The 26,703-nt window shown below is 66.3% G+C and carries 27 protein-coding genes and 1 tRNA gene; all 28 read left to right on the forward strand.

The genetic code is table 11. The features are described from left to right. Positions 1-200: 200 nt before the first annotated feature. The 28 genes from IEY91_RS29730 to rpsQ all read left to right on the forward strand — a co-directional run bounded on the left by IEY91_RS29730 (position 201) and on the right by rpsQ (position 26,663). Positions 201-273, forward strand: a tRNA-Trp gene (locus IEY91_RS29730). Positions 274-379: 106 nt separating this feature from the next. Next, positions 380-664, forward strand: a complete 285-nt coding sequence (gene secE / locus IEY91_RS29735) for a preprotein translocase subunit SecE (protein ID WP_164321782.1) — start codon at positions 380-382, stop codon at positions 662-664. A 77-nt stretch (positions 665-741) separates the two neighbouring features. After that, a complete protein-coding gene (gene nusG, locus IEY91_RS29740) occupies positions 742-1,686 on the forward strand; it encodes a transcription termination/antitermination protein NusG (protein WP_164321780.1) in 945 nt (314 codons plus the stop codon). 303 nt (positions 1,687-1,989) lie between these two features. Then, positions 1,990-2,517, forward strand: coding sequence for a hypothetical protein (locus IEY91_RS29745; protein WP_189176339.1), 528 nt, complete (start codon positions 1,990-1,992; stop codon positions 2,515-2,517). A gap of 214 nt (positions 2,518-2,731) precedes the next feature. Continuing rightward, entirely contained in the window at positions 2,732-3,166 is a 435-nt protein-coding gene (gene rplK / locus IEY91_RS29750) for a 50S ribosomal protein L11 (RefSeq protein WP_016645192.1), read from the forward strand. A gap of 79 nt (positions 3,167-3,245) precedes the next feature. Continuing rightward, positions 3,246-3,968, forward strand: coding sequence for a 50S ribosomal protein L1 (gene rplA, locus IEY91_RS29755; RefSeq protein WP_164321776.1), 723 nt, complete (start codon positions 3,246-3,248; stop codon positions 3,966-3,968). 212 nt (positions 3,969-4,180) lie between these two features. Continuing rightward, positions 4,181-5,074, forward strand: a complete 894-nt coding sequence (locus IEY91_RS29760) for an SCO4651 family lipoprotein (protein ID WP_189176340.1) — start codon at positions 4,181-4,183, stop codon at positions 5,072-5,074. 102 nt (positions 5,075-5,176) lie between these two features. Continuing rightward, positions 5,177-6,028 carry an SCO4651 family lipoprotein gene (locus tag IEY91_RS29765; protein ID WP_164321755.1) on the forward strand — a complete coding sequence of 284 codons (852 nt, stop codon included), beginning with the start codon at positions 5,177-5,179 and terminating at the stop codon, positions 6,026-6,028. A gap of 334 nt (positions 6,029-6,362) precedes the next feature. Beyond that, complete coding sequence (rplJ, locus tag IEY91_RS29770) at positions 6,363-6,890, forward strand: 50S ribosomal protein L10 (protein WP_164321753.1); 528 nt, start codon at positions 6,363-6,365, stop codon at positions 6,888-6,890. Between the two features lie 110 nt (positions 6,891-7,000). Beyond that, on the forward strand, positions 7,001-7,384 hold the full coding sequence (rplL, locus tag IEY91_RS29775) for a 50S ribosomal protein L7/L12 (protein WP_164321751.1): 384 nt from the start codon (positions 7,001-7,003) through the stop codon (positions 7,382-7,384). Positions 7,385-8,005: 621 nt separating this feature from the next. Continuing rightward, positions 8,006-11,491, forward strand: coding sequence for a DNA-directed RNA polymerase subunit beta (gene rpoB, locus IEY91_RS29780; protein WP_164321749.1), 3,486 nt, complete (start codon positions 8,006-8,008; stop codon positions 11,489-11,491). Positions 11,492-11,585: 94 nt separating this feature from the next. Continuing rightward, positions 11,586-15,500, forward strand: a complete 3,915-nt coding sequence (locus IEY91_RS29785) for a DNA-directed RNA polymerase subunit beta' (RefSeq protein WP_164321747.1) — start codon at positions 11,586-11,588, stop codon at positions 15,498-15,500. A gap of 105 nt (positions 15,501-15,605) precedes the next feature. Then, the gene (locus IEY91_RS29790; protein ID WP_373288049.1) at positions 15,606-16,154 is read left to right on the forward strand and encodes a DUF1707 and DUF4190 domain-containing protein; all 549 of its coding nucleotides are present in this window, start codon (positions 15,606-15,608) and stop codon (positions 16,152-16,154) included. A 263-nt stretch (positions 16,155-16,417) separates the two neighbouring features. After that, entirely contained in the window at positions 16,418-16,789 is a 372-nt protein-coding gene (gene rpsL / locus IEY91_RS29795; RefSeq protein WP_003948652.1) for a 30S ribosomal protein S12, read from the forward strand. A gap of 2 nt (positions 16,790-16,791) precedes the next feature. After that, a complete protein-coding gene (gene rpsG / locus IEY91_RS29800; protein ID WP_055553483.1) occupies positions 16,792-17,262 on the forward strand; it encodes a 30S ribosomal protein S7 in 471 nt (156 codons plus the stop codon). A gap of 39 nt (positions 17,263-17,301) precedes the next feature. Beyond that, positions 17,302-19,431: an elongation factor G gene (gene fusA, locus IEY91_RS29805; RefSeq protein WP_164321745.1), complete on the forward strand. Its 2,130-nt coding sequence runs from the start codon at positions 17,302-17,304 to the stop codon at positions 19,429-19,431. 144 nt (positions 19,432-19,575) lie between these two features. Further along, entirely contained in the window at positions 19,576-20,769 is a 1,194-nt protein-coding gene (gene tuf, locus IEY91_RS29810) for an elongation factor Tu (protein ID WP_164321744.1), read from the forward strand. Positions 20,770-21,282: 513 nt separating this feature from the next. Further along, positions 21,283-21,591: a 30S ribosomal protein S10 gene (rpsJ, locus tag IEY91_RS29815; RefSeq protein ID WP_003948644.1), complete on the forward strand. Its 309-nt coding sequence runs from the start codon at positions 21,283-21,285 to the stop codon at positions 21,589-21,591. A gap of 14 nt (positions 21,592-21,605) precedes the next feature. Next, a complete protein-coding gene (gene rplC, locus IEY91_RS29820; protein ID WP_016645181.1) occupies positions 21,606-22,250 on the forward strand; it encodes a 50S ribosomal protein L3 in 645 nt (214 codons plus the stop codon). Between the two features lie 7 nt (positions 22,251-22,257). Beyond that, positions 22,258-22,911, forward strand: a complete 654-nt coding sequence (gene rplD / locus IEY91_RS29825) for a 50S ribosomal protein L4 (RefSeq protein WP_164321741.1) — start codon at positions 22,258-22,260, stop codon at positions 22,909-22,911. Next, positions 22,911-23,327, forward strand: a complete 417-nt coding sequence (gene rplW / locus IEY91_RS29830; RefSeq protein WP_164321739.1) for a 50S ribosomal protein L23 — start codon at positions 22,911-22,913, stop codon at positions 23,325-23,327. The genes rplD and rplW overlap by 1 nt, the downstream gene beginning before the upstream one ends. Positions 23,328-23,366: 39 nt before the next feature. Next, positions 23,367-24,203, forward strand: a complete 837-nt coding sequence (rplB, locus tag IEY91_RS29835) for a 50S ribosomal protein L2 (RefSeq protein ID WP_016645178.1) — start codon at positions 23,367-23,369, stop codon at positions 24,201-24,203. A gap of 12 nt (positions 24,204-24,215) precedes the next feature. Next, entirely contained in the window at positions 24,216-24,497 is a 282-nt protein-coding gene (gene rpsS, locus IEY91_RS29840) for a 30S ribosomal protein S19 (protein WP_003948639.1), read from the forward strand. A 40-nt stretch (positions 24,498-24,537) separates the two neighbouring features. After that, positions 24,538-24,885, forward strand: a complete 348-nt coding sequence (gene rplV / locus IEY91_RS29845; RefSeq protein WP_026290933.1) for a 50S ribosomal protein L22 — start codon at positions 24,538-24,540, stop codon at positions 24,883-24,885. Then, positions 24,885-25,727 carry a 30S ribosomal protein S3 gene (gene rpsC, locus IEY91_RS29850; protein ID WP_125514476.1) on the forward strand — a complete coding sequence of 281 codons (843 nt, stop codon included), beginning with the start codon at positions 24,885-24,887 and terminating at the stop codon, positions 25,725-25,727. Before rplV ends, rpsC begins: the two co-directional genes overlap by 1 nt. Before the next feature lie 5 nt (positions 25,728-25,732). After that, positions 25,733-26,152 carry a 50S ribosomal protein L16 gene (rplP, locus tag IEY91_RS29855; RefSeq protein ID WP_164321737.1) on the forward strand — a complete coding sequence of 140 codons (420 nt, stop codon included), beginning with the start codon at positions 25,733-25,735 and terminating at the stop codon, positions 26,150-26,152. Then, positions 26,152-26,376 (forward strand): 50S ribosomal protein L29, encoded by a 225-nt coding sequence (rpmC, locus tag IEY91_RS29860; RefSeq protein ID WP_010036720.1) that lies wholly within the window; start codon positions 26,152-26,154, stop codon positions 26,374-26,376. The genes rplP and rpmC overlap by 1 nt, the downstream gene beginning before the upstream one ends. After that, positions 26,376-26,663: a 30S ribosomal protein S17 gene (rpsQ, locus tag IEY91_RS29865; protein WP_164321735.1), complete on the forward strand. Its 288-nt coding sequence runs from the start codon at positions 26,376-26,378 to the stop codon at positions 26,661-26,663. The genes rpmC and rpsQ overlap by 1 nt, the downstream gene beginning before the upstream one ends. Positions 26,664-26,703 lie beyond the last annotated feature (40 nt).

A 26,703-nucleotide genomic window follows, 5' to 3' on the forward strand; every position in this document is an offset into this window, starting at 1 on the left:
CATCGTTCCAGACCGGAAACCCCCGGGACACACGGGTTTCCAGGACGGGCGGATCCGGCGCCCGATCCGCGGGCGGATCTCTTCCTGTTCGACGGGGGGCCCCGGACCACGTACACTCACTCGTCGTTGGCCCTCACCGGCAGCACCTTCCGAACGCACTCGGTGCACACGGTCGGATGCTGTAGGTTGGGGGAAATCAAAGGGTCGTAGCTCAATTGGTAGAGCACTGGTCTCCAAAACCAGCGGTTGGGGGTTCAAGTCCCTCCGGCCCTGCTACACACACCTTCGCCAGGATGTGTGCGCATGTACGTACTGCATTGCACCGCCGTGCGGCTCAACCGGGCGCGGCACGGCCACGACCCGGAATCAGGTGAGACGAGTGACGGACGCCGTGGGCTCCATCGACATGCCTGATGCCCAGGACGAGGCGCCCGACAAGAAGAGGGCGCGCAAGGGCGGCAAGCGCGGCAAGAAGGGCCCGTTCGGCCGACTGGCGCTTTTCTACCGCCAGATCGTCGCCGAGCTTCGCAAGGTCGTCTGGCCGACGCGCAGCCAGCTCACGACGTACACGACAGTCGTGATCATCTTTGTCGTCATCATGATCGGTCTCGTGACCGTGATTGACTATGGCTTCAGCAACCTCATCAAGTACGTCTTCGGCTAAGCCGAAAGCGAAGGGCGCCGCGCCAGGCGCCCCTTTCGCGCGTTCCACCCCTATGTATCCAGGAAGAAGCAGCCACCGTGTCTGACCCGAACCTGAACGACGCCATCGAGTCGGCGGAGTCCGTGGAGGACCAGCTCGACATCGTCGAGGCGGCGGACGCCGAGGACCCGGACCAGGCCGAAGCTGCCGACGCCGCCGCGGGCGAGCCCGCCGAGGTGGCGGCCCTGCACGTGGAGTCCGACGAGGAGGCGGCCGCCGGCGGCATCGCCGTCGCCGAGACCGACGAGGACGCCGAAGCCGACGAGGACACCGAGGTCGAAGAGGCCGCGGCGACCGACGAGGACGAGGACGCCGAGGTCACCGAGACCGCCGAGGACGAGGCCCCCGTCGAGGAGGCCGAGCCGGTCGACCCGATCGCCGCCCTGCGCGAGGAACTCCGCGGCCTGCCCGGCGAGTGGTACGTCATCCACACGTACGCCGGTTACGAGAACCGCGTGAAGACCAACCTCGAGCAGCGCGCCGTCTCGCTGAACGTCGAGGACTTCATCTTCCAGGCCGAGGTGCCGCAGGAAGAGGTCGCGCAGATCAAGAACGGCGAGCGCAAGACCATCCGTCAGAACAAGCTCCCCGGCTACGTCCTGGTGCGCATGGACCTGACGAACGAGTCCTGGGGCGTCGTCCGCAACACCCCCGGCGTCACCGGCTTCGTCGGCAACGCCTACGACCCGTACCCGCTGACCCTGGACGAGATCGTCAAGATGCTCGCCCCGGAGGCCGAGGAGAAGGCCGCCCGCGAGGCCGCCGAGGCCGAGGGCAAGCCCGCCCCGCAGCGCAAGGTCGAGGTCCAGGTCCTGGACTTCGAGGTCGGCGACTCGGTCACCGTCACCGACGGCCCGTTCGCCACGCTGCAGGCCACGATCAACGAGATCAACGCCGACTCGAAGAAGGTCAAGGGCCTCGTCGAGATCTTCGGCCGCGAGACCCCGGTCGAGCTGAGCTTCGACCAGATCCAGAAGAACTAGCTCGACGATCTTCTTGGGCAAAGCCCCTGAGCAGCGGGAAACCGCAGCTCAGGGGCTTTGTCGTGGGCGATCCCGTGGGTGACCCTGTGGGCGATCCCAAGTAGATGTGTTCTGCGCCACAACCATCCGGCGCCTCGGGCTGTCTCACTTGTAGACGGAAACGCCCGGTCTCTTCCTCCACGACACCTCAGCCCGCTTATGGGGATCTCTGTCGCCATGAGCGGCGATTTTTGGTGCTCTGCGGCGGTATGGCATGCCGGGCTCTCTCACCGACAAGCACCGACAAGCAAGGGGGACCACCTGATGCGTGCCCGCAAGACCGCGATCGCCGCCTCCGCCTGCGCCTTCGTCCTGCTCGGCGCCGGCTCGGCGCTGGCCGGAACCGGCCCCGCGCCCGCGCCCGACGCCAGAAAAGCCGCTCCCCAGTCGACCGCACCCTCTGCCGAGGGCAACCCGAGGAGCGCCAAGGCCCAGGCGGCCGGGGTCTGTTCCGACGCCTACCAGATCGGCACCACCGCGTACATCGACCGGAAGGGAGCGCACGCCGCGTCGGTGAAGCAGTTCTACTCGCCCAAGTGCAAGAAGAACTACGGCTACGTCTGGGTGTGGCAGAGCTTCCGCGACAAGGTCAAGGACTACGACGTCAGCACCGGCGTGTACAGCTACGCGCGGGACGAGATCGTCGGCCAGGACTGGTGGAACAAGACCAACCTGCAGGAATTCTGGTCGCTGCCCGCCGCCACGGCGTCGGAGTGCACGTCGGCGATCGGTCAGCTGCGCGCTCCCGGAGACGCGCTCACGGGTCAGGCCATGACGTCCAAGCGCTGCTGAGAGCGGAGCCCGGAGGCCCTGCCTCCGGTGCCACAAGGCCGCGGGCCCCGACCCTTGGGAGGTCGGGGCCCGCGGGCCTGTTCGAGTATCGGTTTGGGCCCCGCCGAGATACCCGTTATCGTAGTGCGGTATGCCTCCATCCGGATGATCGCGACTATCGATGATCATCGCCACGGATGCGGCTCAACACTCTCACTAGGACCCGGAGAGAGCAATGCCTCCCAAGAAGAAGAAGGTCACGGGGCTCATCAAGCTCCAGATCCAGGCCGGCGCCGCCAACCCGGCCCCGCCTGTCGGCCCCGCGCTGGGCCAGCACGGCGTGAACATCATGGAGTTCTGCAAGGCCTACAACGCCGCGACCGAGTCGCAGCGTGGCTGGGTGATCCCGGTGGAGATCACGGTCTACGAAGACCGTTCCTTCACCTTCATCACCAAGACGCCGCCGGCCGCCAAGATGATCCTGAAGGCCGCGGGTGTCGAGAAGGGCTCCGGCGAGCCCCACAAGACCAAGGTCGCCAAGATCACCGAGGCGCAGGTCCGCGAGATCGCCACCACCAAGATGCCCGACCTCAACGCGAACGACCTGGACGCCGCGTCGAAGATCATCGCCGGCACCGCCCGTTCCATGGGCATCACGGTCGAGGGCTGACCTCAACCCCGCCTGACCTCATGTGGCAGGGCCTGCGCGGCCCGGACCACGAACTCCAAACCTGAACTCAGGAGTAGAAGTGAAGCGCAGCAAGACTCTCCGCGCTGCGGACGCGAAGATCGACCGGGACAAGCTGTACGCCCCGCTCGAGGCCGTCCGTCTCGCCAAGGAGACCTCCGCGAGCAAGTTCGACGGCACCGTCGAGGTCGCCTTCCGCCTGGGTGTCGACCCGCGCAAGGCCGACCAGATGGTCCGTGGCACCGTGAACCTCCCGCACGGCACCGGCAAGACCGCCCGGGTCCTGGTCTTCGCGACCGGTGACCGTGCTGCGGCCGCGGAAGCCGCTGGGGCCGACATCGTCGGCGCCGACGAGCTCATCGACGAGGTCGCGAAGGGCCGCCTGGACTTCGACGCCGTCGTCGCCACCCCGGACCTCATGGGCAAGGTCGGCCGCCTCGGCCGCGTGCTCGGTCCGCGTGGTCTGATGCCGAACCCGAAGACCGGCACCGTCACCCCCGACGTCGTGAAGGCTGTCAACGACATCAAGGGCGGCAAGATCGAGTTCCGCGTCGACAAGCACTCGAACCTGCACTTCATCATCGGCAAGGTGTCCTTCGACGACACCAAGCTGGTGGAGAACTACGCCGCGGCCCTGGAGGAGATCCTCCGTCTGAAGCCGTCGGCCGCGAAGGGCCGGTACATCAAGAAGGCCGCCCTCACCACCACGATGGGCCCCGGCATTCCGCTGGACTCCAACCGCACCCGCAACCTCCTCGTCGAGGAGGACCCGGCCGCCGTCTGACACTGACGACAGCCGCGCGTCTGGCGCGTTTGTGACGGGTCCCGCAACCATTCAGGGTGCGGGACCCGTCCCGTTTTCCGGGTACATGCTCGTGCAACGGGCCGTGCCCGCAGGTGCTTTGGATTCGCAGAAGTTCGGACAGGTACGAGGTACGCGGACGAGCGGGCTGCGCTAACGTGCCGGCTCTCCATCGACGCAAGGGGTGGGACGACATGAACGGCACGACTGTGCGACGCGTGGCTCTGGCGATCGCGGCCGCGGCGGCTCTGACCGGGATCACGGCCTGTGGCTCGTCGGACGACTCGGACGGCTCCAAGGGCGCGGACGAGGGCAAGGGCGGCCTGAACGCCAACCCGATATCCGCGCTGCGCACCATCCAGAACACGACCGACAAGGCGGACTCCGCCAAGGTCGAGTCCGAGACGACCATGGGCAGCGTGATGTCCATGGAGGCCAAGGGCGCCCTCGGCTGGGCCGACGGCCTCACCGGCAACATGACCATCACGTACACCGGTGGCCAGATGGCCGAGACGATGCGCCAGGCGGGCAACACCTCCATGGAGGCCCGCTATCTGCCCGAGGCCTACTACGCGAGGATGGGCGAGCAGTTCGCCTCCCAGGCCGGCGGCAAGCACTGGGTGAAGTACGCGTACGACGACCTGGAGAAGATCGGCGGCGGCTCGGGCGCGTACATGAAGGACGCGATGCAGAACAGCACGCCGCAGCAGTCGGTGAAGATGCTGCTCGCCTCCGGGGACGTGAAGAAGGTCGGCGAGGAGGACGTGCGCGGCGTGAACACCACGCACTACTCCGGGACGGTCGACGTCGCCGAGCTCGCGGAGAAGAGCTCCGGCCTCAGCGAGTCCCAACTCGCGGACATGAAGAACCAGTTGGAGCAGGCCGGCATCACCACCGAGACCATCGACATCTGGGTCAACGACGAGAACCTGCTCGTGAAGAAGACCGAGCGGGGCCAGATGAAGACCGGCACGCTGTCCGCCACCGCCTACTACAGCGACTACGGCACCGAGGTCTCCGCCGAGGAGCCGCCCGCCGACGACACCGCGGACTTCAAGGACCTGATGAACCGCCAGCCCGGCGTGTAGCCGAGGTCGATAACGGTCGATACCCGAAGGAGAGTCCCCCTCTCCTTCGGGTAATCTCAGCCCACCGCAATAAGTGGATCAAATGTTCCTAGGGGTGGGGTCATGAGCATTTCCGTACGTAGTGGACGCAAGAGAGCCGCGGGCGCCGCGCTGGCGGCCGTGGTGCTCGCCGGCGGCGCGGTCAGCTGTGGGTCGGAGAAGTCCGACAAGGCGGGGGGCGACATGGCGCCCGCGGCGGCCGTGAAGAAGGCCGCGGCCAAGAGCGAGGACCTGACCTCGTTCACCTTCCGCATGGACGGCAAGGTCCCGGGCGACGGCCGCGTCAAGGCCGAGGCGGCCATGAGCACCAAGCCGCTCTCCATGCGGATGGAGATGAGCGCGACCGACAAGGGCGTCCCGCAGAAGGCGGAGATCCGGCTCGTCGGCGGCGGCCTCTACCTCGGCGGCGGCAAGGAAGCCGCCAAGGAGATGGACGGCAAGAGCTGGATCAAGTTCCCCGCCGAGGGCTTGGGCAAGAACAAGCCCGGCGGCACCTCGCTCTCCGCCCAGGCGGACAACAACCCGGCCGACCAGTCCACGCTCCTCACCGGCTCCGACGACCTGAAGAAGGTCGGCACCGAGAAGGTCGAGGGCGTCGAGACCACCCGCTACACGGGCACGGTCACGATGGACCGGCTGCGCGAGCTCATGAAGGACGAGGACGCGGCCACCAAGAAGCGCCGCGAGAAGAGCTTCAAGCAGTACGAGGACATGGGCGTCGAGAAGCTCACGATGGACATGTGGATCGACGGCGAGGACCACACCAAGCAGTTCCGCGCCCGCGGCAAGGGCGACAAGGGCCCCCTCGACATGACCATCACGTTCATCGACTACAACAAGCCGGTGACCATCAAGGCCCCGCCGGCGAGCCAGGTCATGGACATCGCCAAGGAGATGAAGGGCGCCCAGGGCTGACCCCTGGCCGGCCCGGCAGACCCGATTTGCCTGTCGCGCGGACGTTCGCGTACTCTTCCACAGAAGCCAAAGACCGCTGGTCGTTGCCGTGCGCTCGCAAGAGGGTGCGGTGGCCGAAGGATCCGCTGAAGCTGCGGACGACCCGCGTAGGTGACTGTGGAAGTGCTCCCGGACGGCCCTGCCGTCAGGTCGAGCTCATGCCCCGTGCGCCTGCGCCGGGGCGTTTTGTTTTTTGCAGACCCCCTTCCTGTGTGCCTGATTCAGGCGGTCCGGCGACACGCGGCTGATCGAAAGATCAGTCGAGGATCATCACCCCGGAAGGAGGCCGAGGCTCATGGCGACGTCCGACAAGGTCGCAGCCGTCGAGGAGATCACGCAGAAGCTGCGCGACTCCAACGCTGCTGTTGTCACTTCGTACACCGGACTGTCCGTGGCGCAGCTCAAGCAGCTGCGTCGTTCTCTCGGCGAGAACGCTCAGTACCGTGTGGTGAAGAACACGCTGACCAAGATCGCGGCCAACGAGGCCGGGATCCAGCTGGACGAGCACCTCAAGGGCTCGACCGCTGTCGCCTTCGTGACCGGTGACCCGGTCGAGGCGGCGAAGGGTCTTCGTGACTTCGCCAAGGACAACCCCGCTCTCGTCATCAAGGGCGGTGTCCTTGATGGCAAGGCGCTGTCCGCCGACGAGATCAAGAAGCTTGCGGACCTCGAGTCCCGCGAGGTTCTGCTCTCCAAGCTGGCGGGCGCCATGAAGGGCAAGCAGACTCAGGCTGCTCAGGTCTTCCAGGCGCTCCCGTCGAAGCTCGTCCGCACCGTGGACGCGCTCCGTGCCAAGCAGGACGAGCAGGGCGGTGCCGAGTAATTCGGCTCGCGCAGTGACCGCCGCCTGAGGCGACGGTCGTAGCGGGCCATTTGTACGCCCGCCTCTCATGTACATCCGGCACCAGCCGAATTAGTGGAAGGACCGCCATCATGGCGAAGCTCAGCCAGGACGACCTGCTCGCTCAGTTCGAAGAGATGACCCTCATCGAGCTCTCCGAGTTCGTGAAGGCCTTCGAGGACAAGTTCGACGTCACCGCCGCCGCGGCCGTCGCCGTCGCCGGCCCGGCCGGCCCGGCCGCCGCTGCCGAGGCCGTCGAGGAGCAGGACGAGTTCGACGTCATCCTCACGGGCGCCGGCGACAAGAAGATCCAGGTCATCAAGGTCGTGCGTGAGCTGACCTCCCTGGGTCTGAAGGAGGCCAAGGACCTCGTCGACGGCACCCCGAAGCCGGTCCTCGAGAAGGTCGCCAAGGACGCCGCGGAGAAGGCCGCCGAGGCCCTCAAGGGCGCCGGCGCCTCCGTCGAGGTCAAGTAACACCTCGCCGCGCGCCCACGGGCGCGTGGCACGGAGTCTGCTGACTCTTCCGTGTGGTCGCGGCCCCAGGGCTGTAACGCACACACACCGAACGGCGATCACCCATGTGGGTGGTCGCCTTTCGGCGTTCCCGGGCACGCGTGCGGCGGCTGCCTTGCACTGTCGGTCGCGGCGAGTATGGTGATCTTCGTTGTGCCTGGCGACGGGCCGTGACGGCGACGACGCCAGGCCTTGTCGGGGCATGGGGGCCTTGACGAACCGCACGCAGCGCGCAATTCTCAGGACGCGTCGTCACAACGATCCGCATCCGAGGCATGGATCGGCGACGAAGAGGGCAGTATCGATGTGCGTTGAGGACGTGGCTTGCCGCAGGTGTTGAGAACAAACAGGGTCTCCAGAAACCGAGACTGGACATCAGTGGGCCAGGTGGCTACACTGACCCTTTGCGCTGCCTGTTAGCTGCCTCCTGCCCGTCACCAGGGGCATGCCCTCGCTTGAGCACCGTGGATAGGAACTGCCCTGACCTGGCCTTCTTCGGCCAAATCAGGAAATGCCTCTCTCTGTGTCCAGCTTGGGACCGGTACGCGCGTAGTGAGTCCGAGCCCTCGGAAGGACCCCCTCTTGGCCGCCTCGCGCACTGCCTCGACCGCGAATACGAACAACGGCGCCAGCACCGCCCCGCTGCGCATCTCCTTTGCAAAGATCAAGGAGCCCCTCGAGGTTCCGAACCTTCTTGCGCTGCAGACCGAGAGCTTTGACTGGCTGCTCGGCAATGACGCGTGGAAGGCTCGTGTCGAGGCGGCTCTGGAAAGCGGACAGGACGTCCCCACGAAGTCCGGTCTGGAGGAGATCTTCGAGGAGATCTCTCCGATCGAGGACTTCTCCGGGTCGATGTCGCTGACCTTCCGCGACCACCGTTTCGAGCCTCCGAAGAACTCGATCGACGAGTGCAAGGAGCGCGACTTCACGTTCGCCGCCCCGCTCTTCGTCACCGCCGAGTTCACCAACAACGAGACCGGTGAGATCAAGTCTCAGACGGTCTTCATGGGCGACTTCCCGCTCATGACGAACAAGGGCACCTTCGTCATCAACGGCACCGAGCGTGTCGTTGTGTCGCAGCTCGTCCGTTCGCCCGGTGTCTACTTCGACTCCTCCATCGACAAGACGTCCGACAAGGACATCTTCTCCGCCAAGATCATCCCGTCCCGGGGTGCCTGGCTCGAGATGGAGATCGACAAGCGCGACATGGTCGGTGTCCGCATCGACCGCAAGCGCAAGCAGTCGGTCACCGTCCTCCTGAAGGCTCTCGGTTGGACCACCGAGCAGATCCTCGAGGAGTTCGGCGAGTACGAGTCCATGCGCGCCACCCTGGAGAAGGACCACACCCAGGGCCAGGACGACGCGCTGCTCGACATCTACCGCAAGCTCCGTCCGGGCGAGCCGCCGACCCGTGAGGCCGCTCAGACGCTGCTCGAGAACCTCTACTTCAACCCCAAGCGCTACGACCTCGCGAAGGTCGGCCGCTACAAGGTCAACAAGAAGCTGGGTGCGGACGCTCCGCTCGACGCGGGCGTCCTGACGGTCGAGGACATCATCGCCTCGATCAAGTACCTGGTGAAGCTGCACGCCGGTGAGACCGAGACCGTCGGTGACAGCGGTGTGGGCATCGTCGTCGAGACCGACGACATCGACCACTTCGGCAACCGCCGCCTGCGCAACGTCGGCGAGCTCATTCAGAACCAGGTCCGCACGGGTCTGGCTCGTATGGAGCGCGTCGTGCGTGAGCGCATGACGACGCAGGACGTCGAGGCGATCACGCCGCAGACGCTGATCAACATCCGGCCGGTCGTCGCCTCCATCAAGGAGTTCTTCGGCACCAGCCAGCTGTCGCAGTTCATGGACCAGAACAACCCGCTGTCGGGTCTCACCCACAAGCGCCGTCTGTCGGCGCTCGGCCCGGGTGGTCTCTCCCGTGAGCGGGCCGGCTTCGAGGTCCGAGACGTGCACCCGTCCCACTACGGCCGCATGTGCCCGATCGAGACGCCCGAAGGCCCGAACATCGGCCTGATCGGCTCGCTCGCGTCCTACGGCCGTGTGAACGCGTTCGGCTTCGTCGAGACCCCGTACCGCAGGGTCGCCGACGACCAGGTCACCGACGAGGTGGACTACCTGACCGCCGACGAGGAGGACCGCTTCGTCATCGCGCAGGCCAACGCCGCGCTGACCGACGACATGCGCTTCGCCGAGGCGCGTGTCCTGGTCCGCCGCCGTGGCGGCGAGGTCGACTACGTCCCGGGCTCCGACGTGGACTACATGGACGTCTCGCCGCGCCAGATGGTGTCGGTCGCGACGGCCATGATCCCCTTCCTCGAGCACGACGACGCCAACCGTGCCCTCATGGGCGCGAACATGATGCGTCAGGCCGTGCCGCTGATCACCGCCGAGGCCCCCCTCGTCGGCACCGGCATGGAGTACCGCTGCGCGGTCGACGCCGGTGACGTGATCAAGGCCGAGAAGGCGGGTGTGGTCCAGGAGGTCTCCGCGGACTACGTCACCGTCACCAACGACGACGGCACGTACACCACGTACCGAGTCGCCAAGTTCTCCCGCTCCAACCAGGGCACCTCGGTGAACCAGAAGGTCGTCGTCGAGGAAGGTGCCCGCGTCATCGAGGGCCAGGTCCTCGCCGACGGTCCGGCCACCGAAGAGGGCGAGATGGCCCTCGGCAAGAACCTGCTCGTGGCGTTCATGCCGTGGGAGGGTCACAACTACGAGGACGCGATCATCCTGTCGCAGCGCCTCGTGCAGGACGACGTCCTCTCCTCGATCCACATCGAGGAGCACGAGGTCGACGCCCGTGACACCAAGCTCGGCCCGGAGGAGATCACCCGGGACATCCCGAACGTCTCCGAGGAGGTCCTCGCCGACCTCGACGAGCGCGGCATCATCCGTATCGGTGCCGAGGTCGTCGCCGGCGACATCCTCGTCGGCAAGGTCACGCCCAAGGGCGAGACCGAGCTGACGCCGGAGGAGCGCCTGCTCCGCGCGATCTTCGGTGAGAAGGCGCGCGAGGTGCGCGACACCTCCCTGAAGGTCCCGCACGGCGAGATCGGCAAGGTCATCGGCGTACGCGTCTTCGACCGTGAAGAGGGCGACGAGCTGCCGCCGGGCGTGAACCAGCTGGTTCGTGTCTACGTGGCGCAGAAGCGCAAGATCACGGACGGTGACAAGCTCGCCGGTCGTCACGGCAACAAGGGCGTCATCTCCAAGATCCTTCCGATCGAGGACATGCCCTTCCTCGAGGACGGCACGCCGGTCGACATCATCCTCAACCCGCTGGGTGTCCCGTCCCGAATGAACCCGGGACAGGTCCTGGAGATCCACCTCGGCTGGCTCGCCAGCCGCGGCTGGGACGTCTCCGGGCTCGGGGACGACTGGGCGCAGCGCCTGCAGGCCATCGGCGCCGACCAGGTCGCCCCCGGCACCAACGTCGCGACCCCGGTCTTCGACGGTGCCCGCGAGGACGAGATCTCCGGCCTCTTCGAGGCCACGATCCCGAACCGCGACGGCGACCGGCTGGTCCAGGCCTCCGGCAAGGCCAACCTGTTCGACGGCCGTTCCGGCGAGCCGTTCCCGGACCCGATCTCGATCGGGTACATGTACATCCTCAAGCTGCACCACCTGGTCGACGACAAGCTGCACGCGCGCTCGACCGGTCCGTACTCGATGATCACCCAGCAGCCGCTGGGTGGTAAGGCTCAGTTCGGTGGCCAGCGCTTCGGAGAGATGGAGGTGTGGGCGCTTGAGGCATATGGCGCCGCCTACGCCCTCCAGGAGCTGCTGACGATCAAGTCCGACGACGTGACCGGCCGCGTGAAGGTCTACGAGGCCATCGTCAAGGGCGAGAACATCCCCGAGCCCGGCATTCCCGAGTCCTTCAAGGTGCTCATCAAGGAAATGCAGTCGCTCTGCCTCAACGTGGAGGTGCTGTCCTCGGACGGCATGTCCATCGAGATGCGCGACACGGATGAGGACGTCTTCCGCGCGGCGGAGGAGCTCGGTATCGACCTGTCCCGGCGCGAGCCGAGCAGCGTCGAAGAGGTCTGACGGGAGTCCGGCGGGCTCAGAGATGAGCCCGCCGGCCCCAGGACCCCCGTTTCAGACCCCTAAGACTTACAACCCTGAGAGGGATTGACGCATAGTGCTCGACGTCAACTTCTTCGATGAGCTCCGGATCGGTCTGGCCACCGCTGACGACATCCGTCAGTGGAGCCACGGCGAGGTCAAGAAGCCCGAGACCATCAACTACCGCACGCTCAAGCCCGAAAAGGACGGACTCTTCTGCGAGAAGATCTTCGGTCCGACCCGGGACTGGGAGTGCTACTGCGGCAAGTACAAGCGTGTCCGCTTCAAGGGCATCATCTGTGAGCGCTGCGGCGTCGAGGTCACTCGCGCCAAGGTGCGTCGTGAGCGGATGGGCCACATCGAGCTGGCCGCGCCCGTCACGCACATCTGGTACTTCAAGGGCGTCCCGTCGCGCCTCGGCTACCTCCTCGACCTCGCGCCGAAGGACCTCGAGAAGGTCATCTACTTCGCCGCGTACATGATCACGTTCGTGGACGAGGAGCGCCGCACCCGCGACCTGCCCTCCCTGGAGGCGCATGTCTCCGTGGAGCGCCAGCAGATCGAGAACCGCCGCGACGCCGACCTCGAGGCCCGTGCCAAGAAGCTCGAGACCGACCTGGCCGAGCTCGAGGCCGAGGGCGCCAAGGCCGACGTACGCCGCAAGGTGCGCGAAGGTGCCGAGCGCGAGATGAAGCAGCTGCGCGACCGTGCGCAGCGCGAGATCGACCGTCTCGACGAGGTGTGGAACCGCTTCAAGAACCTCAAGGTCCAGGACCTCGAGGGCGACGAGCTGCTCTACCGCGAGCTGCGTGACCGCTTCGGCACGTACTTCGACGGCTCGATGGGTGCCGCGGCGCTGCAGAAGCGCCTGGAGTCCTTCGACCTCGACGAGGAGGCCGAGCGCCTCCGCGAGATCATCCGCACCGGCAAGGGCCAGAAGAAGACCCGTGCGCTCAAGCGCCTCAAGGTCGTCTCCGCGTTCCTGCAGACCAGCAACAGCCCCAAGGGCATGGTTCTGGACTGCGTGCCGGTCATCCCGCCGGACCTGCGTCCGATGGTGCAGCTGGACGGTGGCCGCTTCGCGACCTCCGACCTGAACGACCTGTACCGCCGCGTGATCAACCGCAACAACCGCCTGAAGCGGCTTCTCGACCTCGGCGCGCCCGAGATCATCGTGAACAACGAGAAGCGCATGCTCCAGGAGGCCGTCGACGCGCTGTTCGACAACGGCCGTCGTGGTCGCCCGGTCACCGGTCCCGGCAACCGCCCGCTGAAGTCCCTGAGCGACATGCTCAAGGGCAAGCAGGGTCGCTTCCGTCAGAACCTTCTCGGCAAGCGTGTGGACTACTCCGCGCGTTCCGTGATCGTCGTCGGTCCGCAGCTGAAGCTGCACCAGTGCGGTCTGCCCAAGGCCATGGCGCTTGAGCTCTTCAAGCCGTTCGTGATGAAGCGCCTGGTCGACCTGAACCACGCGCAGAACATCAAGAGCGCCAAGCGCATGGTCGAGCGCGGCCGCACGGTCGTGTACGACGTGCTCGAAGAGGTCATCGCCGAGCACCCGGTTCTCCTGAACCGTGCGCCCACGCTGCACCGCCTCGGCATCCAGGCCTTCGAGCCGCAGCTGGTCGAGGGCAAGGCCATCCAGATCCACCCGCTCGTCTGCACCGCGTTCAACGCGGACTTCGACGGTGACCAGATGGCCGTGCACCTGCCGCTCTCCGCGGAGGCGCAGGCCGAGGCCCGCATCCTGATGCTGTCCTCGAACAACATCCTCAAGCCGGCCGACGGCCGCCCCGTCACCATGCCCACCCAGGACATGGTGCTCGGCCTCTTCTTCCTCACCACGGACGAGGAGGAGCGCGAGGTCATCGGCGAGGGCCGGTCCTTCGGTTCCACGGCCGAGGCGATCATGGCGTTCGACGCCAAGGAGCTCTCGCTCCAGGCGAAGGTCGACATCCGCTTCCCGGTGGGCACCTTCCCGCCGCGCGGCTGGACTCCGCCGGTCGACGAGGACGGCGACGACTCCGTCGGTGGCGGCGCGTACCAGCAGGGCGACAGCTTCCGGCTGCGTACGACCCTGGGCCGCGCGCTCTTCAACGAGCTGCTGCCCGAGGACTACCCGTTCGTCGACTACTCGGTGGGCAAGAAGCAGCTCTCCGAGATCGTCAACGACCTGGCCGAGCGCTACCCCAAGGTCATCGTGGCGGCGACGCTCGACAACCTGAAGGCGGCCGGCTTCTTCTGGGCGACCCGTTCCGGTGTCACCGTGGCCATCTCCGACGTCGTGGTCCCCGAGGCCAAGAAGGCGATCGTCGCGGGCTACGAGGCGCAGGACGAGAAGGTCCAGAAGCAGTACGAGCGCGGTCTGATCACCAAGGAAGAGCGCACGCAGGAGCTCATCGCGATCTGGACCAAGGCGACCAACGAGGTTGCCGAGGCGATGAACGCGAACTTCCCCAAGACCAACCCCATCTTCATGATGGTTGACTCGGGTGCCCGAGGAAACATGATGCAGATGCGTCAGATCGCCGGTATGCGTGGTCTGGTGTCGAACGCCAAGAACGAGACGATCCCGCGCCCGATCAAGGCTTCGTTCCGCGAAGGCCTGTCGGTGCTCGAGTACTTCATCTCGACTCACGGTGCTCGTAAGGGTCTTGCGGACACGGCTCTCCGTACCGCCGACTCCGGTTACCTCACCCGTCGTCTGGTCGACGTCTCCCAGGACGTCATCATTCGCGAGGAGGACTGTGGCACCGAGCGCGGTCTGAAGCTGAAGATCGCGGTCCGCGGCGAGGACGGCGTGCTCCGCAAGACGGAGAACGTCGAGACGTCCGTGTACGCCCGCATGCTGGCCGAGGACGTCGTCATCGACGGCAAGGTCATCGCGCCGGCCAACGTCGACCTCGGTGACGTGCTCATCGACGCCCTGGTCGCCAACGGCGTCGAGGAGGTCAAGACCCGCTCGGTCCTGACCTGTGAGTCGGCCGTCGGCACCTGCGCCTTCTGCTACGGCCGCTCGCTGGCCACCGGCAAGCTGGTCGACATCGGTGAGGCGGTCGGCATCATCGCCGCCCAGTCCATCGGTGAGCCCGGCACGCAGCTGACGATGCGTACCTTCCACACCGGTGGTGTGGCCGGTGACGACATCACCCAGGGTCTGCCCCGAGTCGTCGAGCTCTTCGAGGCTCGTACGCCCAAGGGTGTCGCCCCGATCTCGGAGGCGAAGGGTCGCGTCCGTATCGAGGAGACCGAGAAGACCAAGAAGCTCGTGGTCACCCCGGACGACGGCAGCGACGAGACGGCGTTCCCGATCTCGAAGCGTGCCCGTCTGCTCGTGGGCGAGGGCGACGCGGTCGAGGTGGGCCAGAAGCTCACCGTCGGTGCCACCAACCCGCACGACGTGCTGCGGATCCTCGGTCAGCGCGCGGTCCAGGTCCACCTGGTCGGCGAAGTCCAGAAGGTCTACAACTCGCAGGGTGTGTCGATCCACGACAAGCACATCGAGATCATCATCCGGCAGATGCTCCGCCGCGTGACGATCATCGAGTCCGGCGACGCGGAGCTGCTGCCGGGCGAGCTCGTCGAGCGCTCGAAGTTCGAGACCGAGAACCGTCGTGTGGTCACCGAGGGCGGTCACCCCGCCTCCGGCCGTCCGCAGCTGATGGGTATCACCAAGGCCTCGCTGGCGACGGAGTCGTGGCTGTCCGCGGCTTCCTTCCAGGAGACGACCAGGGTCCTGACGGACGCGGCGATCAACGCCAAGTCCGACTCCCTGATCGGCCTCAAGGAGAACGTCATCATCGGTAAGCTCATCCCGGCCGGTACGGGTCTGTCCCGCTACCGCAACATCCGGGTCGAGCCGACCGAGGAGGCCAAGGCCGCGATGTACTCGGCCGTCGGCTACGACGACATCGACTACTCGCCCTTCGGGACGGGTTCGGGTCAGGCCGTGCCGCTGGAGGACTACGACTACGGTCCCTACAACCAGTAGGAGCGCACAGCATCATCCACAGGGCGGTCACCCGGCGAGGTCGGGTGGCCGCCCTGCGGCGCGTTGGCGCATCATGGAGTCATACAACTTCCGGGGGAGGCGCGCGTGACGAATCCGTCGTGGCAGCCGGGGCCGTGGCCGCCCAAGCAGCCGGGGCTGCCCGCCCACATGCCGGCTCAAGCCGGCCAGCCTTCGATGCTCGCGGGGCACTCCGACCGCGAGCGGACGGTCGACGTGCTGCGGGCGGGCTTCGCCGAGGGACGCCTGCCGCAGGACGAGTACGAACGGCGGGTGGACCGTGCCCTCCAGGCCCGCACGGTGGGGGAGTTGGGCCTGCTTGTCGCGGATCTGCCGCAGGGCCCGATCGGCTTCCAGCAGCCCGCGCCGCAGCATGTCCCGGCGACGTTCATGCCGGTGGCGCCGCCCACGAACGGCAAGGCGGGCGCGGCGCTCGCCTGTGGGATCGGCACCTTCTTCACCCTGGGCCTGACGGGCGTGCCCGCGGTCGTCCTGGGGCACATGGCCCGCACGGAGATCCGCCGGACGCACGAGGGCGGGGACGGCATGGCGGTGGCCGGGCTCGTCCTGGGCTGGCTGTCGATCGCGGGCTGGGCGCTGTTCCTGATGCTGATCATGATCGCGGCTTCGGCATAGGCCCTGGCACGCCCGGCGTGTCCGGGGTCCGGGGTATTTGTTTTGACCGCAGCCAATGAGGTAGGTACGCTCAGACCTTGTGCCTGGGGTGTGCCTGGGCTCGTGTGCGTGTCCTCAACCGCACGGCGAGCCCGATCCGGCCACCGCAATCTGCGCCCTCCTTGCCCTCGGCGGGAGTCTGCAGCATTCGACACACCCGACCGCGTGGGTCGGCAACGTTCCAGGTTAGCTTTACTATTCGGCACACAGAAACCGGAGAAGTAGTGCCTACGATCCAGCAGCTGGTCCGCAAGGGCCGGCAGGACAAGGTCGAGAAGAACAAGACGCCCGCACTCGAGGGTTCCCCTCAGCGCCGTGGCGTCTGCACGCGTGTGTTCACGACCACCCCGAAGAAGCCGAACTCGGCCCTGCGTAAGGTCGCGCGTGTGCGTCTGACCAGCGGGATCGAGGTCACTGCTTACATTCCGGGTGAGGGACACAACCTGCAGGAGCACTCCATCGTGCTCGTGCGCGGCGGCCGTGTGAAGGACCTGCCCGGTGTTCGTTACAAGATCATCCGGGGTTCCCTCGACACCCAGGGTGTCAAGAACCGCAAGCAGGCCCGCAGCCGCTACGGCGCCAAGAAGGAGAAGTAGAAATGCCTCGTAAGGGCCCCGCCCCGAAGCGCCCGGTCATCATCGACCCGGTCTACGGTTCCCCTCTGGTGACCTCCCTCATCAACAAGGTGCTGCTCAACGGCAAGCGCTCCACCGCCGAGCGCATCGTCTACGGCGCCATGGAGGGCCTGAAGGAGAAGACCGGCAACGACCCGGTCATCACCCTCAAGCGCGCGCTCGAGAACATCAAGCCGACCCTCGAGGTCAAGTCCCGCCGCGTCGGTGGCGCCACCTACCAGGTGCCGATCGAGGTCAAGCCCGGTCGCGCCAACACGCTGGCCCTGCGCTGGCTGGTCGGTTACTCCCGCGCCCGTCGCGAGAAGACCATGACCGAGCGTCTGCTCAACGAACTCCTTGACGCCTCCAACGGCCTCGGTGCCGCTGTGAAGAAGCGCGAGGACACCCACAAGATGGCCGAGTCCAACAAGGCCTTCGCGCACTACCGCTGGTAGTCGCTACCCCCATCGAGACCGAGAGAAGACTGAGCCGATATGGCTACCACTTCACTTGACCTGGCCAAGGTGCGCAACATCGGCATCATGGCTCACATCGACGCGGGCAAGACGACGACCACCGAGCGGATCCTGTTCTACACCGGTGTCTCGTACAAGATCGGTGAGGTCCACGACGGCGCTGCCACGATGGACTGGATGGAGCAGGAGCAGGAGCGTGGCATCACGATCACCTCTGCTGCCACCACCTGTCACTGGCCGCTGAACGATGTCGACCACACGATCAACATCATTGACACCCCCGGGCACGTCGACTTCACGGTCGAGGTGGAGCGTTCGCTCCGCGTGCTCGACGGTGCTGTCACGGTGTTCGACGGCGTCGCCGGCGTTGAGCCCCAGTCCGAGACCGTGTGGCGTCAGGCGGACCGCTACGGCGTCCCGCGTATCTGCTTCGTCAACAAGCTCGACCGTACGGGTGCCGAGTTCCACCGCTGCGTCGACATGATCGTCGACCGCCTCGGTGCGACCCCGATCGTCATGCAGCTGCCCATCGGCGCGGAGGCTGACTTCAAGGGTGTCGTCGACCTCGTCACCATGAAGGCCTTCGTCTGGTCCGCCGAGACCAAGATGGGCGAGGCCTACGACATCGTCGACATCCCGGCCACGCACACCGAGGCCGCCGACGAGTGGCGCGGCAAGCTGCTCGAGGCCGTCGCCGAGAACGACGAGCAGATGATGGAGCTCTACCTCGAGGGCAAGGAGCCCTCCGAGGACGAGCTGTACGCGGCGATCCGTCGCATCACCATCGCCTCCGGCAAGGGCAACGGCGAGACCACGGTCACGCCGGTGTTCTGCGGCACCGCGTTCAAGAACAAGGGCGTCCAGCCCCTGCTCGACGCCGTCGTGCGCTACCTCCCCTCCCCCCTGGACGTCGAGGCCATCGAGGGCCACGGCGTGAAGGACCCGGAGGAGATCGTCAAGCGCAAGCCGTCCGACGAGGAGCCGCTCGCGGCCCTCGCGTTCAAGATCGCGAGCGACCCGCACCTCGGCAAGCTCACCTTCGTCCGGATCTACTCCGGTCGCCTTGACTCCGGCACCGCGGTGCTGAACTCCGTCAAGGGCAAGAAGGAGCGCATCGGCAAGATCTACCGCATGCACGCGAACAAGCGTGAGGAGATCGAGTCGGTGGGCGCCGGTGACATCGTCGCCGTCATGGGCCTGAAGCAGACCACCACCGGTGAGACGCTGTGTGACGACAAGAAGCCGGTCATCCTGGAGTCCATGGACTTCCCGGCGCCGGTCATCCAGGTCGCCATCGAGCCCAAGTCCAAGGGTGACCAGGAGAAGCTGGGTGTAGCCATCCAGCGTCTCTCGGAGGAGGACCCCTCCTTCCAGGTCCACTCGGACGAGGAGACCGGCCAGACCATCATCGGTGGTATGGGCGAGCTTCACCTCGAGGTGCTCGTCGACCGCATGAAGCGCGAATTCCGCGTCGAGGCGAACGTCGGCAAGCCGCAGGTCGCGTACCGCGAGACGATCCGTCGGGCCGTCGAGCGCGTGGACTACACCCACAAGAAGCAGACCGGTGGTACCGGTCAGTTCGCCAAGGTGCAGATCGCGATCGAGCCCATCGTCGACGGCGACGCGTCGTACGAGTTCGTGAACAAGGTCACCGGTGGCCGCATCCCCCGGGAGTACATCCCGTCGGTGGACGCGGGTGCGCAGGAGGCCATGCAGTTCGGCATCCTGGCGGGCTACGAGATGACGGGCGTCCGCGTCACGCTCATCGACGGCGCCTACCACGAGGTCGACTCCTCCGAGCTCGCCTTCAAGATCGCCGGTTCGCAGGCCTTCAAGGAGGCCGCGCGGCAGGCCAAGCCCGTGCTGCTCGAGCCGATGATGGCCGTCGAGGTCACCACGCCCGAGGACTACATGGGCGATGTCATCGGCGACATCAACTCCCGCCGTGGCCAGATCCAGGCCATGGAGGAGCGCAGCGGCGCTCGCGTCGTGAAGGGCCTCGTGCCCCTCTCGGAGATGTTCGGCTACGTCGGAGACCTCCGCAGCAAGACGTCGGGTCGCGCAAGCTACTCAATGCAGTTCGACTCCTACGCCGAGGTTCCGCGGAACGTCGCCGAGGAGATCATCGCGAAGGCCAAGGGCGAGTAACTCACCCGAGTTCACGCTTTAGGCTTGACACCATCCGCCGGGGTTCGACCCCGCAGGGCGAGAACCCCGGCGGCTGGCTTCCCAGCAAAGATCACCTGGCGCCGATGAAGCAAGGCGTACAGAACCACTCCACAGGAGGACCCAGTGGCGAAGGCGAAGTTCGAGCGGACTAAGCCGCACGTCAACATCGGCACCATCGGTCACATCGACCACGGTAAGACGACCCTCACGGCCGCCATTACCAAGGTGCTGCACGACGCGTACCCCGACCTGAACGAGGCCTCGGCCTTCGACCAGATCGACAAGGCTCCCGAGGAGCGCCAGCGCGGTATCACGATCTCGATCGCGCACGTCGAGTACCAGACCGAGGCGCGCCACTACGCCCACGTGGACTGCCCCGGTCACGCGGACTACATCAAGAACATGATCACCGGTGCCGCGCAGATGGACGGCGCGATCCTCGTGGTCGCCGCCACCGACGGCCCGATGCCGCAGACCAAGGAGCACGTGCTCCTGGCCCGCCAGGTCGGCGTTCCGTACATCGTTGTCGCCCTGAACAAGGCCGACATGGTGGACGACGAGGAGATCCTGGAGCTCGTCGAGCTCGAGGTCCGTGAGCTCCTCTCCGAGTACGAGTTCCCGGGCGACGACCTGCCGGTCGTCAAGGTCTCGGCGCTCAAGGCGCTCGAGGGCGACGCCGAGTGGGGCAAGACCGTTCTCGACCTGATGAAGGCCGTCGACGAGTCCATCCCGCAGCCCGAGCGTGACGTCGACAAGCCGTTCCTGATGCCGATCGAGGACGTCTTCACGATCACCGGTCGTGGCACGGTCGTCACCGGTCGTATCGAGCGTGGTGTCCTCAAGGTCAACGAGACCGTTGACATCGTGGGCATCAAGCAGGAGAAGACCACCACCACGGTCACCGGCATCGAGATGTTCCGCAAGCTGCTCGACGAGGGCCAGGCCGGTGAGAACGTCGGTCTGCTCCTCCGTGGCATCAAGCGCGAGGACGTCGAGCGCGGCCAGGTCATCATCAAGCCCGGTTCGGTCACGCCGCACACCGAGTTCGAGGCCCAGGCCTACATCCTGTCGAAGGACGAGGGTGGCCGTCACACCCCGTTCTTCAACAACTACCGCCCGCAGTTCTACTTCCGTACGACGGACGTGACCGGCGTCGTGACCCTCCCCGAGGGCACCGAGATGGTCATGCCGGGTGACAACACCGAGATGAAGGTGGAGCTCATCCAGCCCGTCGCCATGGAGGAGGGCCTGAAGTTCGCCATCCGTGAGGGTGGCCGGACCGTCGGCGCCGGCCAGGTCGTCAAGATCAGCAAGTAAGGTTCCCTTGCTTGTTGGTCGGGGAGACCCGGCTGCTCTGAACTGAGCGCAGCGAGAGGCCCCGTCCGCCATTACGGCGGGTGGGGCCTCTTGTCGTGTCCGGGTGTCCCGGGGACGGCCGCGCCGCTTGACAATCCGCCCGATTGGCCTTCGCCGTCCCACCTGTGGCACACTGTTCAGGTTGCTCGGTTGAGTGCCGATGCTGCGCGCCTCCCGCCGGGAGGACTGGAAGCGAGTCCCACGGTACTCGTCGCCCCATCTGCCGAAAGGCAGCGCTGGAGCGGACGTACGGGAATCTTCCGGGAAGTGTGGCAAGGCGGTTCGACCAGGCACCCGGTGGGTTTCTTCCCCCGGACCCGCGGTCATTCAGGGCCGCAGCCCCTAGCAGGGAAATCCTTCGGGAGATCTGTGTGAGCGGGACTGCGACACGCCCGACCGCGTGGGTCGGATGGAAGTAGAAAACAGGGCCCTCCGGGAGCCAGAGCGTTCGAGACAAAGGACTACTAAGTAGCCATGGCGGGACAGAAGATCCGCATCCGGCTCAAGGCCTACGACCACGAGGTCATCGACTCCTCGGCGAAGAAGATCGTCGAGACGGTGACGCGTACTGGTGCGTCGGTCGCGGGCCCGGTGCCGCTGCCCACTGAGAAGAACGTGTACTGCGTCATCAAGTCGCCGCACAAGTACAAGGACTCTCGCGAGCACTTCGAGATGCGCACGCACAAGCGCCTGATCGACATCCTCGACCCCACGCCCAAGACCGTTGACTCGCTGATGCGCCTGGACCTTCCGGCCGGCGTTGACATCGAGATCAAGCTCTGAGAGGCACGGAAGAGATGACCAAGCAGATCAAGGGCATCCTGGGCGAGAAGCTCGGCATGACCCAGGTCTGGGACGAGAACAACCGTGTCGTCCCGGTGACCGTGGTCAAGGCCGGGCCCTGCGTCGTTACCCAGGTCCGTAAGAATGACATCGACGGCTACGAGTCGGTCCAGATCGCCTTCGGCGAGATCGACCCGCGCAAGGTGAACAAGCCCCTCAAGGGCCACTTCGCCAAGGCCGACGTCACCCCCCGCCGCCACCTCGTCGAGATCCGTACCGCTGACGCCAGCGAGTACACCCTCGGCCAGGAGCTGACCGCTGAGACCTTCGAGTCCGGCGTCAAGGTCGACGTGACCGGCAAGAGCAAGGGCAAGGGCTTCGCCGGTGTCATGAAGCGCCACAACTTCGGTGGCCTCGGCTCCAGCCACGGCACCCAGCGCAAGCACCGCTCGCCCGGCTCCATCGGTGGCTGCGCCACCCCGGGTCGTGTGTTCAAGGGCCTCCGCATGGCGGGCCGCATGGGCAACGAGCGGGTCACCACCCAGAACCTGACCGTTCACGCCGTTGACGCGGAGAAGGGTCTGCTCCTCATCAAGGGAGCGGTGCCCGGTCCGAACGGCGGCCTCGTCCTGGTCCGTACCGCGGCCAAGGGGGCTTGAGGAACCGATGAGCACCATTGACATCCTTTCGCCGGCAGGCGACAAGGCCGGGACCGTCGAGCTCCCCGCGGAGATCTTCGACGTCGAGAAGGTCAGCATCCCGCTGATCCACCAGGTCGTTGTCGCACAGCTGGCCGCTGCCCGTCAGGGCACGCACAAGACCAAGCGTCGCGGCGAAGTCCGCGGCGGTGGCAAGAAGCCGTACCGCCAGAAGGGCACCGGCCGCGCGCGCCAGGGTTCGACCCGTGCGCCGCAGTTCGCCGGCGGTGGCGTCGTCCACGGCCCGCAGCCGCGTGACTACTCGCAGCGGACCCCGAAGAAGATGAAGGCCGCAGCCCTGCGCCACGCCCTCACCGACCGGGCCCGCAACGCTCGCATCCACGTTGTCACCAGCGTGGTCGAGGGCGACATCTCCACCAAGGCTGCGAAGACGCTGCTCGGCAAGGTCAGCGAGCGCAAGAACGTGCTCCTGGTCATCGACCGCGCGGACGAGACTTCGCTGCTCTCCGCTCGCAACCTGCCCCAGGTGCACATCCTGGAGCCGGGCCAGCTGAACACGTACGACGTTCTCGTCTCGGACGACGTGGTCTTCACCAAGGCCGCCTTCGAGTCCTTCGTGTCTGGCCCCAAGGCCGATGAGACCGAAGGGAGCGAAGCCTGATGGCTACGCGTCACCCGAGCATCGCCCCCAAGGCGGCCAAGGCCGCCAAGGCCGCGCGCCTCGCCAAGGCGAAGCGCCACGCCACCGAGGGCAAGAACACCGTTGAGACTCCGCTGAGCAAGTCCTTCACGGACCCCCGTGACGTTCTCGTCAAGCCGGTCGTCTCGGAGAAGAGCTACGCGCTGCTCGACGAGGGCAAGTACACCTTCGTCGTGGCGCCGGGCGCCAACAAGACCCAGATCAAGCAGGCCGTCGAGGCGGTCTTCTCGGTCAAGGTCACCGGGGTCAACACGATCAACCGGCAGGGTAAGCGCAAGCGGACCAAGACCGGTTTCGGCAAGCGCGCTGACACCAAGCGCGCCATCGTGACCCTCGCTGAGGGCGACCGTATCGACATCTTCGGCCAGGCCTCCTAACGGAGCGCCCTGGTCCGAATATCGGACGAGGACTGAGAAATGGGAATCCGCAAGTACAAGCCGACGACGCCGGGCCGCCGTGGCTCCTCCGTCGCCGACTTCGTCGAGGTCACGCGGTCCACGCCGGAGAAGTCGCTGGTCCGCCCGCTGCACAGCAAGGGCGGCCGTAACAACGCCGGTCGTGTGACCGTTCGCCACCAGGGTGGCGGACACAAGCGCGCCTACCGAGTGATCGACTTCCGTCGTCACGACAAGGACGGCGTGCCGGCGAAGGTCGCGCACATCGAGTACGACCCCAACCGCACCGCGCGCATCGCGCTGCTGCACTACGCAGACGGCGAGAAGCGCTACATCATCGCTCCGCGCGGCCTGTCGCAGGGTGACCGGATTGAGAACGGCCCTGGCGCCGACATCAAGCCCGGCAACAACCTCGCGCTCCGCAACATCCCGGTCGGTACCACGATCCACGCGATCGAGCTCCGTCCGGGTGGTGGCGCCAAGTTCGCCCGTTCCGCGGGTGCCTCCGTGCAGCTGCTGGCGAAGGAGGGCTCGATGGCCCACCTTCGTATGCCGTCCGGTGAGATCCGCCTGGTCGACGTGCGCTGCCGCGCCACCGTCGGCGAGGTCGGCAACGCCGAGCAGTCGAACATCAACTGGGGCAAGGCCGGCCGTATGCGCTGGAAGGGCGTCCGCCCGACCGTGCGTGGTGTCGTGATGAACCCGGTCGACCACCCGCACGGTGGTGGCGAGGGCAAGACCTCCGGTGGTCGCCACCCGGTCTCGCCCTGGGGCAAGAAGGAAATGCGTACTCGTGATCGCAACAAGGCGAGTAACAAGTACATCGTCCGCCGCCGCAAGACGAACAAGAAGCGCTAGGAGCGGGTTTAGATGCCGCGCAGTCTCAAGAAGGGGCCCTTCGTCGACGACCACCTGATCAAGAAGGTGGACGTACAGAACGAAGCAGGCACCAAGAACGTCATCAAGACCTGGTCCCGTCGCTCGATGATCGTCCCGGCCATGCTGGGCCACACGATCGCGGTGCACAACGGCAAGACCCACATCCCGGTGTTCGTCACCGAGTCGATGGTCGGCCACAAGCTCGGCGAGTTCTCGCCGACTCGCACCTTCCGCGGCCACGTCAAGGACGACCGGAAGTCGAAGCGCCGCTAAGCGGGGTGGAACGACTATGACTAACACCGAAGGGACAACCATGGAAGCCAGGGCCCAGGCGCGGTACATCCGCGTCACGCCCATGAAGGCCCGCCGCGTGGTGGACCTCATCCGTGGCATGGATGCCACGGAGGCTCAGGCGGTCCTGCGTTTCGCCCCGCAGGCCGCGAGCGTGCCGGTTGGCAAGGTGCTTGACAGCGCCATCGCCAACGCTGCACACAACTACGACCACCCCGACGCGTCTTCGCTGGTCATCAGCGAGGCGTACGTGGACGAGGGCCCGACCCTGAAGCGGTTCCGTCCGCGTGCTCAGGGCCGTGCCTACCGGATCCGTAAGCGGACCAGCCACATCACCGTGGTCGTCAGCAGCAAGGAAGGAACCCGGTAATGGGCCAGAAGGTAAACCCGCACGGGTTCCGGCTCGGTGTCACGACCGACTTCAAGTCGCGTTGGTACGCCGACAAGCTGTACAAGGACTACGTCAAGGAAGACGTCGCCATCCGTCGGATGATGACGTCCGGCATGGAGCGCGCCGGCATCTCGAAGGTTGAGATCGAGCGCACCCGTGACCGCGTGCGGGTGGACATCCACACCGCGCGTCCCGGCATCGTCATCGGCCGCCGTGGCGCCGAGGCCGACCGCATCCGCGGCGACCTCGAGAAGCTCACGGGCAAGCAGGTCCAGCTGAACATCCTCGAGGTCAAGAACCCCGAGGTCGACGCTCAGCTCGTGGCCCAGGCCGTCGCGGAGCAGCTGTCCTCCCGCGTCTCCTTCCGTCGCGCCATGCGTAAGAGCATGCAGTCGGCGATGAAGGCGGGCGCCAAGGGCATCAAGATCCAGTGTGGCGGCCGTCTCGGCGGCGCCGAGATGTCTCGCTCGGAGTTCTACCGCGAGGGCCGTGTGCCCCTGCACACGCTCCGCGCGAACGTCGACTACGGCTTCTTCGAGGCCAAGACGACCTTCGGCCGCATCGGCGTGAAGGTCTGGATCTACAAGGGCGACGTCAAGAACATCGCCGAGGTCCGCGCCGAGAACGCCGCTGCCCGTGCGGGTAACCGCCCGGCCCGTGGCGGCGGCAACGACCGCCCGGCCCGCGGTGGCCGTGGTGGCGAGCGTGGCGGCCGCGGCCGCAAGCCGCAGCAGCAGTCCGCGCCGGCTGCCGAGGCCCCCAAGGCCGACGCTCCCGCCGCCGCTGCCGCTCCGGCTGAGAGCACCGGAACGGAGGCCTGACCGAAATGCTGATCCCCCGTAGGGTCAAGCACCGCAAGCAGCACCACCCCAAGCGCCGCGGTATGGCCAAGGGTGGTACGACGGTTGCGTTCGGCGAGTACGGCATCCAGGCGATGACCCCGGCGTACGTGACCAACCGCCAGATCGAGGCGGCCCGTATCGCGATGACCCGCCACATCAAGCGTGGCGGCAAGGTCTGGATCAACATCTACCCGGACCGTCCGCTGACCAAGAAGCCCGCCGAGACCCGCATGGGTTCCGGTAAGGGTTCCCCCGAGTGGTGGGTCGCGAACGTGCACCCGGGCCGGGTGATGTTCGAGCTGTCCTACCCGAACGAGAAGACTGCGCGTGAGGCTCTCACTCGTGCGGCCCACAAGCTGCCGATGAAGTGCCGGATCGTCAAGCGCGAGGCAGGTGAAGCGTGATGTCGGCCGGTACCAAGGCGTCTGAGCTGCGCGAGCTGGGCAACGAGGAGCTCCTGAACAAGCTCCGCGAGGCCAAGGAAGAGCTGTTCAACCTCCGCTTCCAGGCGGCGACGGGTCAGCTCGAGAACCACGGTCGGCTGAAGGCCGTCCGTAAGGACATCGCGCGGATCTACACCCTGATGCGTGAGCGCGAGCTGGGCATCGAAACGGTGGAGAGCGCCTGATGAGCGAGAGCAACGTGACTGAAGAGACGAAGGCCGCGCGCGGCTTCCGCAAGACCCGTGAGGGTCTTGTCGTCAGCGACAAGATGGACAAGACCGTCGTCGTCGCTGTCGAGGACCGCGTCAAGCACGCGCTGTACGGCAAGGTCATCCGCCGTACGAACAAGCTCAAGGCGCACGACGAGCAGAACGCTGCCGGCGTCGGCGACCGCGTCCTCCTGATGGAGACGCGTCCGCTGTCGGCGACCAAGCGCTGGCGCATCGTCGAGATCCTCGAGAAGGCCAAGTAGGTAATTCCCGCAAGGGAATTCCCAATAGTTCCGTCCGAGG

It is taken from the genome of Streptomyces lasiicapitis (assembly GCF_014646335.1).
Classification (GTDB): domain Bacteria; phylum Actinomycetota; class Actinomycetes; order Streptomycetales; family Streptomycetaceae; genus Streptomyces; species Streptomyces lasiicapitis.

Excerpts from the sequence above, each read along its gene's own strand:
- rpsS (WP_003948639.1), top strand. The coding sequence starts at position 24,216 with ATGCCGCGCAGTCTCAAGAAGGGGCCCTTCGTCGACGACCACCTGATC.
- IEY91_RS29765 (WP_164321755.1), top strand. The coding sequence starts at position 5,177 with ATGAGCATTTCCGTACGTAGTGGACGCAAGAGAGCCGCGGGCGCCGCG.
- rplV (WP_026290933.1), top strand. The coding sequence starts at position 24,538 with ATGGAAGCCAGGGCCCAGGCGCGGTACATCCGCGTCACGCCCATGAAG.
- rpsC (WP_125514476.1), top strand. The coding sequence starts at position 24,885 with ATGGGCCAGAAGGTAAACCCGCACGGGTTCCGGCTCGGTGTCACGACC.
- rpmC (WP_010036720.1), top strand. The coding sequence starts at position 26,152 with ATGTCGGCCGGTACCAAGGCGTCTGAGCTGCGCGAGCTGGGCAACGAG.
- rplJ (WP_164321753.1), top strand. The coding sequence starts at position 6,363 with ATGGCGACGTCCGACAAGGTCGCAGCCGTCGAGGAGATCACGCAGAAG.
- rpsQ (WP_164321735.1), top strand. The coding sequence starts at position 26,376 with ATGAGCGAGAGCAACGTGACTGAAGAGACGAAGGCCGCGCGCGGCTTC.
- rplK (WP_016645192.1), top strand. The coding sequence starts at position 2,732 with ATGCCTCCCAAGAAGAAGAAGGTCACGGGGCTCATCAAGCTCCAGATC.
- rplB (WP_016645178.1), top strand. The coding sequence starts at position 23,367 with ATGGGAATCCGCAAGTACAAGCCGACGACGCCGGGCCGCCGTGGCTCC.
- rplC (WP_016645181.1), top strand. The coding sequence starts at position 21,606 with ATGACCAAGCAGATCAAGGGCATCCTGGGCGAGAAGCTCGGCATGACC.
- fusA (WP_164321745.1), top strand. The coding sequence starts at position 17,302 with ATGGCTACCACTTCACTTGACCTGGCCAAGGTGCGCAACATCGGCATC.
- rplD (WP_164321741.1), top strand. The coding sequence starts at position 22,258 with ATGAGCACCATTGACATCCTTTCGCCGGCAGGCGACAAGGCCGGGACC.
- rplL (WP_164321751.1), top strand. The coding sequence starts at position 7,001 with ATGGCGAAGCTCAGCCAGGACGACCTGCTCGCTCAGTTCGAAGAGATG.
- IEY91_RS29760 (WP_189176340.1), top strand. The coding sequence starts at position 4,181 with ATGAACGGCACGACTGTGCGACGCGTGGCTCTGGCGATCGCGGCCGCG.
- IEY91_RS29745 (WP_189176339.1), top strand. The coding sequence starts at position 1,990 with ATGCGTGCCCGCAAGACCGCGATCGCCGCCTCCGCCTGCGCCTTCGTC.
- rpsJ (WP_003948644.1), top strand. The coding sequence starts at position 21,283 with ATGGCGGGACAGAAGATCCGCATCCGGCTCAAGGCCTACGACCACGAG.
- rpsG (WP_055553483.1), top strand. The coding sequence starts at position 16,792 with ATGCCTCGTAAGGGCCCCGCCCCGAAGCGCCCGGTCATCATCGACCCG.
- rplP (WP_164321737.1), top strand. The coding sequence starts at position 25,733 with ATGCTGATCCCCCGTAGGGTCAAGCACCGCAAGCAGCACCACCCCAAG.
- rplW (WP_164321739.1), top strand. The coding sequence starts at position 22,911 with ATGGCTACGCGTCACCCGAGCATCGCCCCCAAGGCGGCCAAGGCCGCC.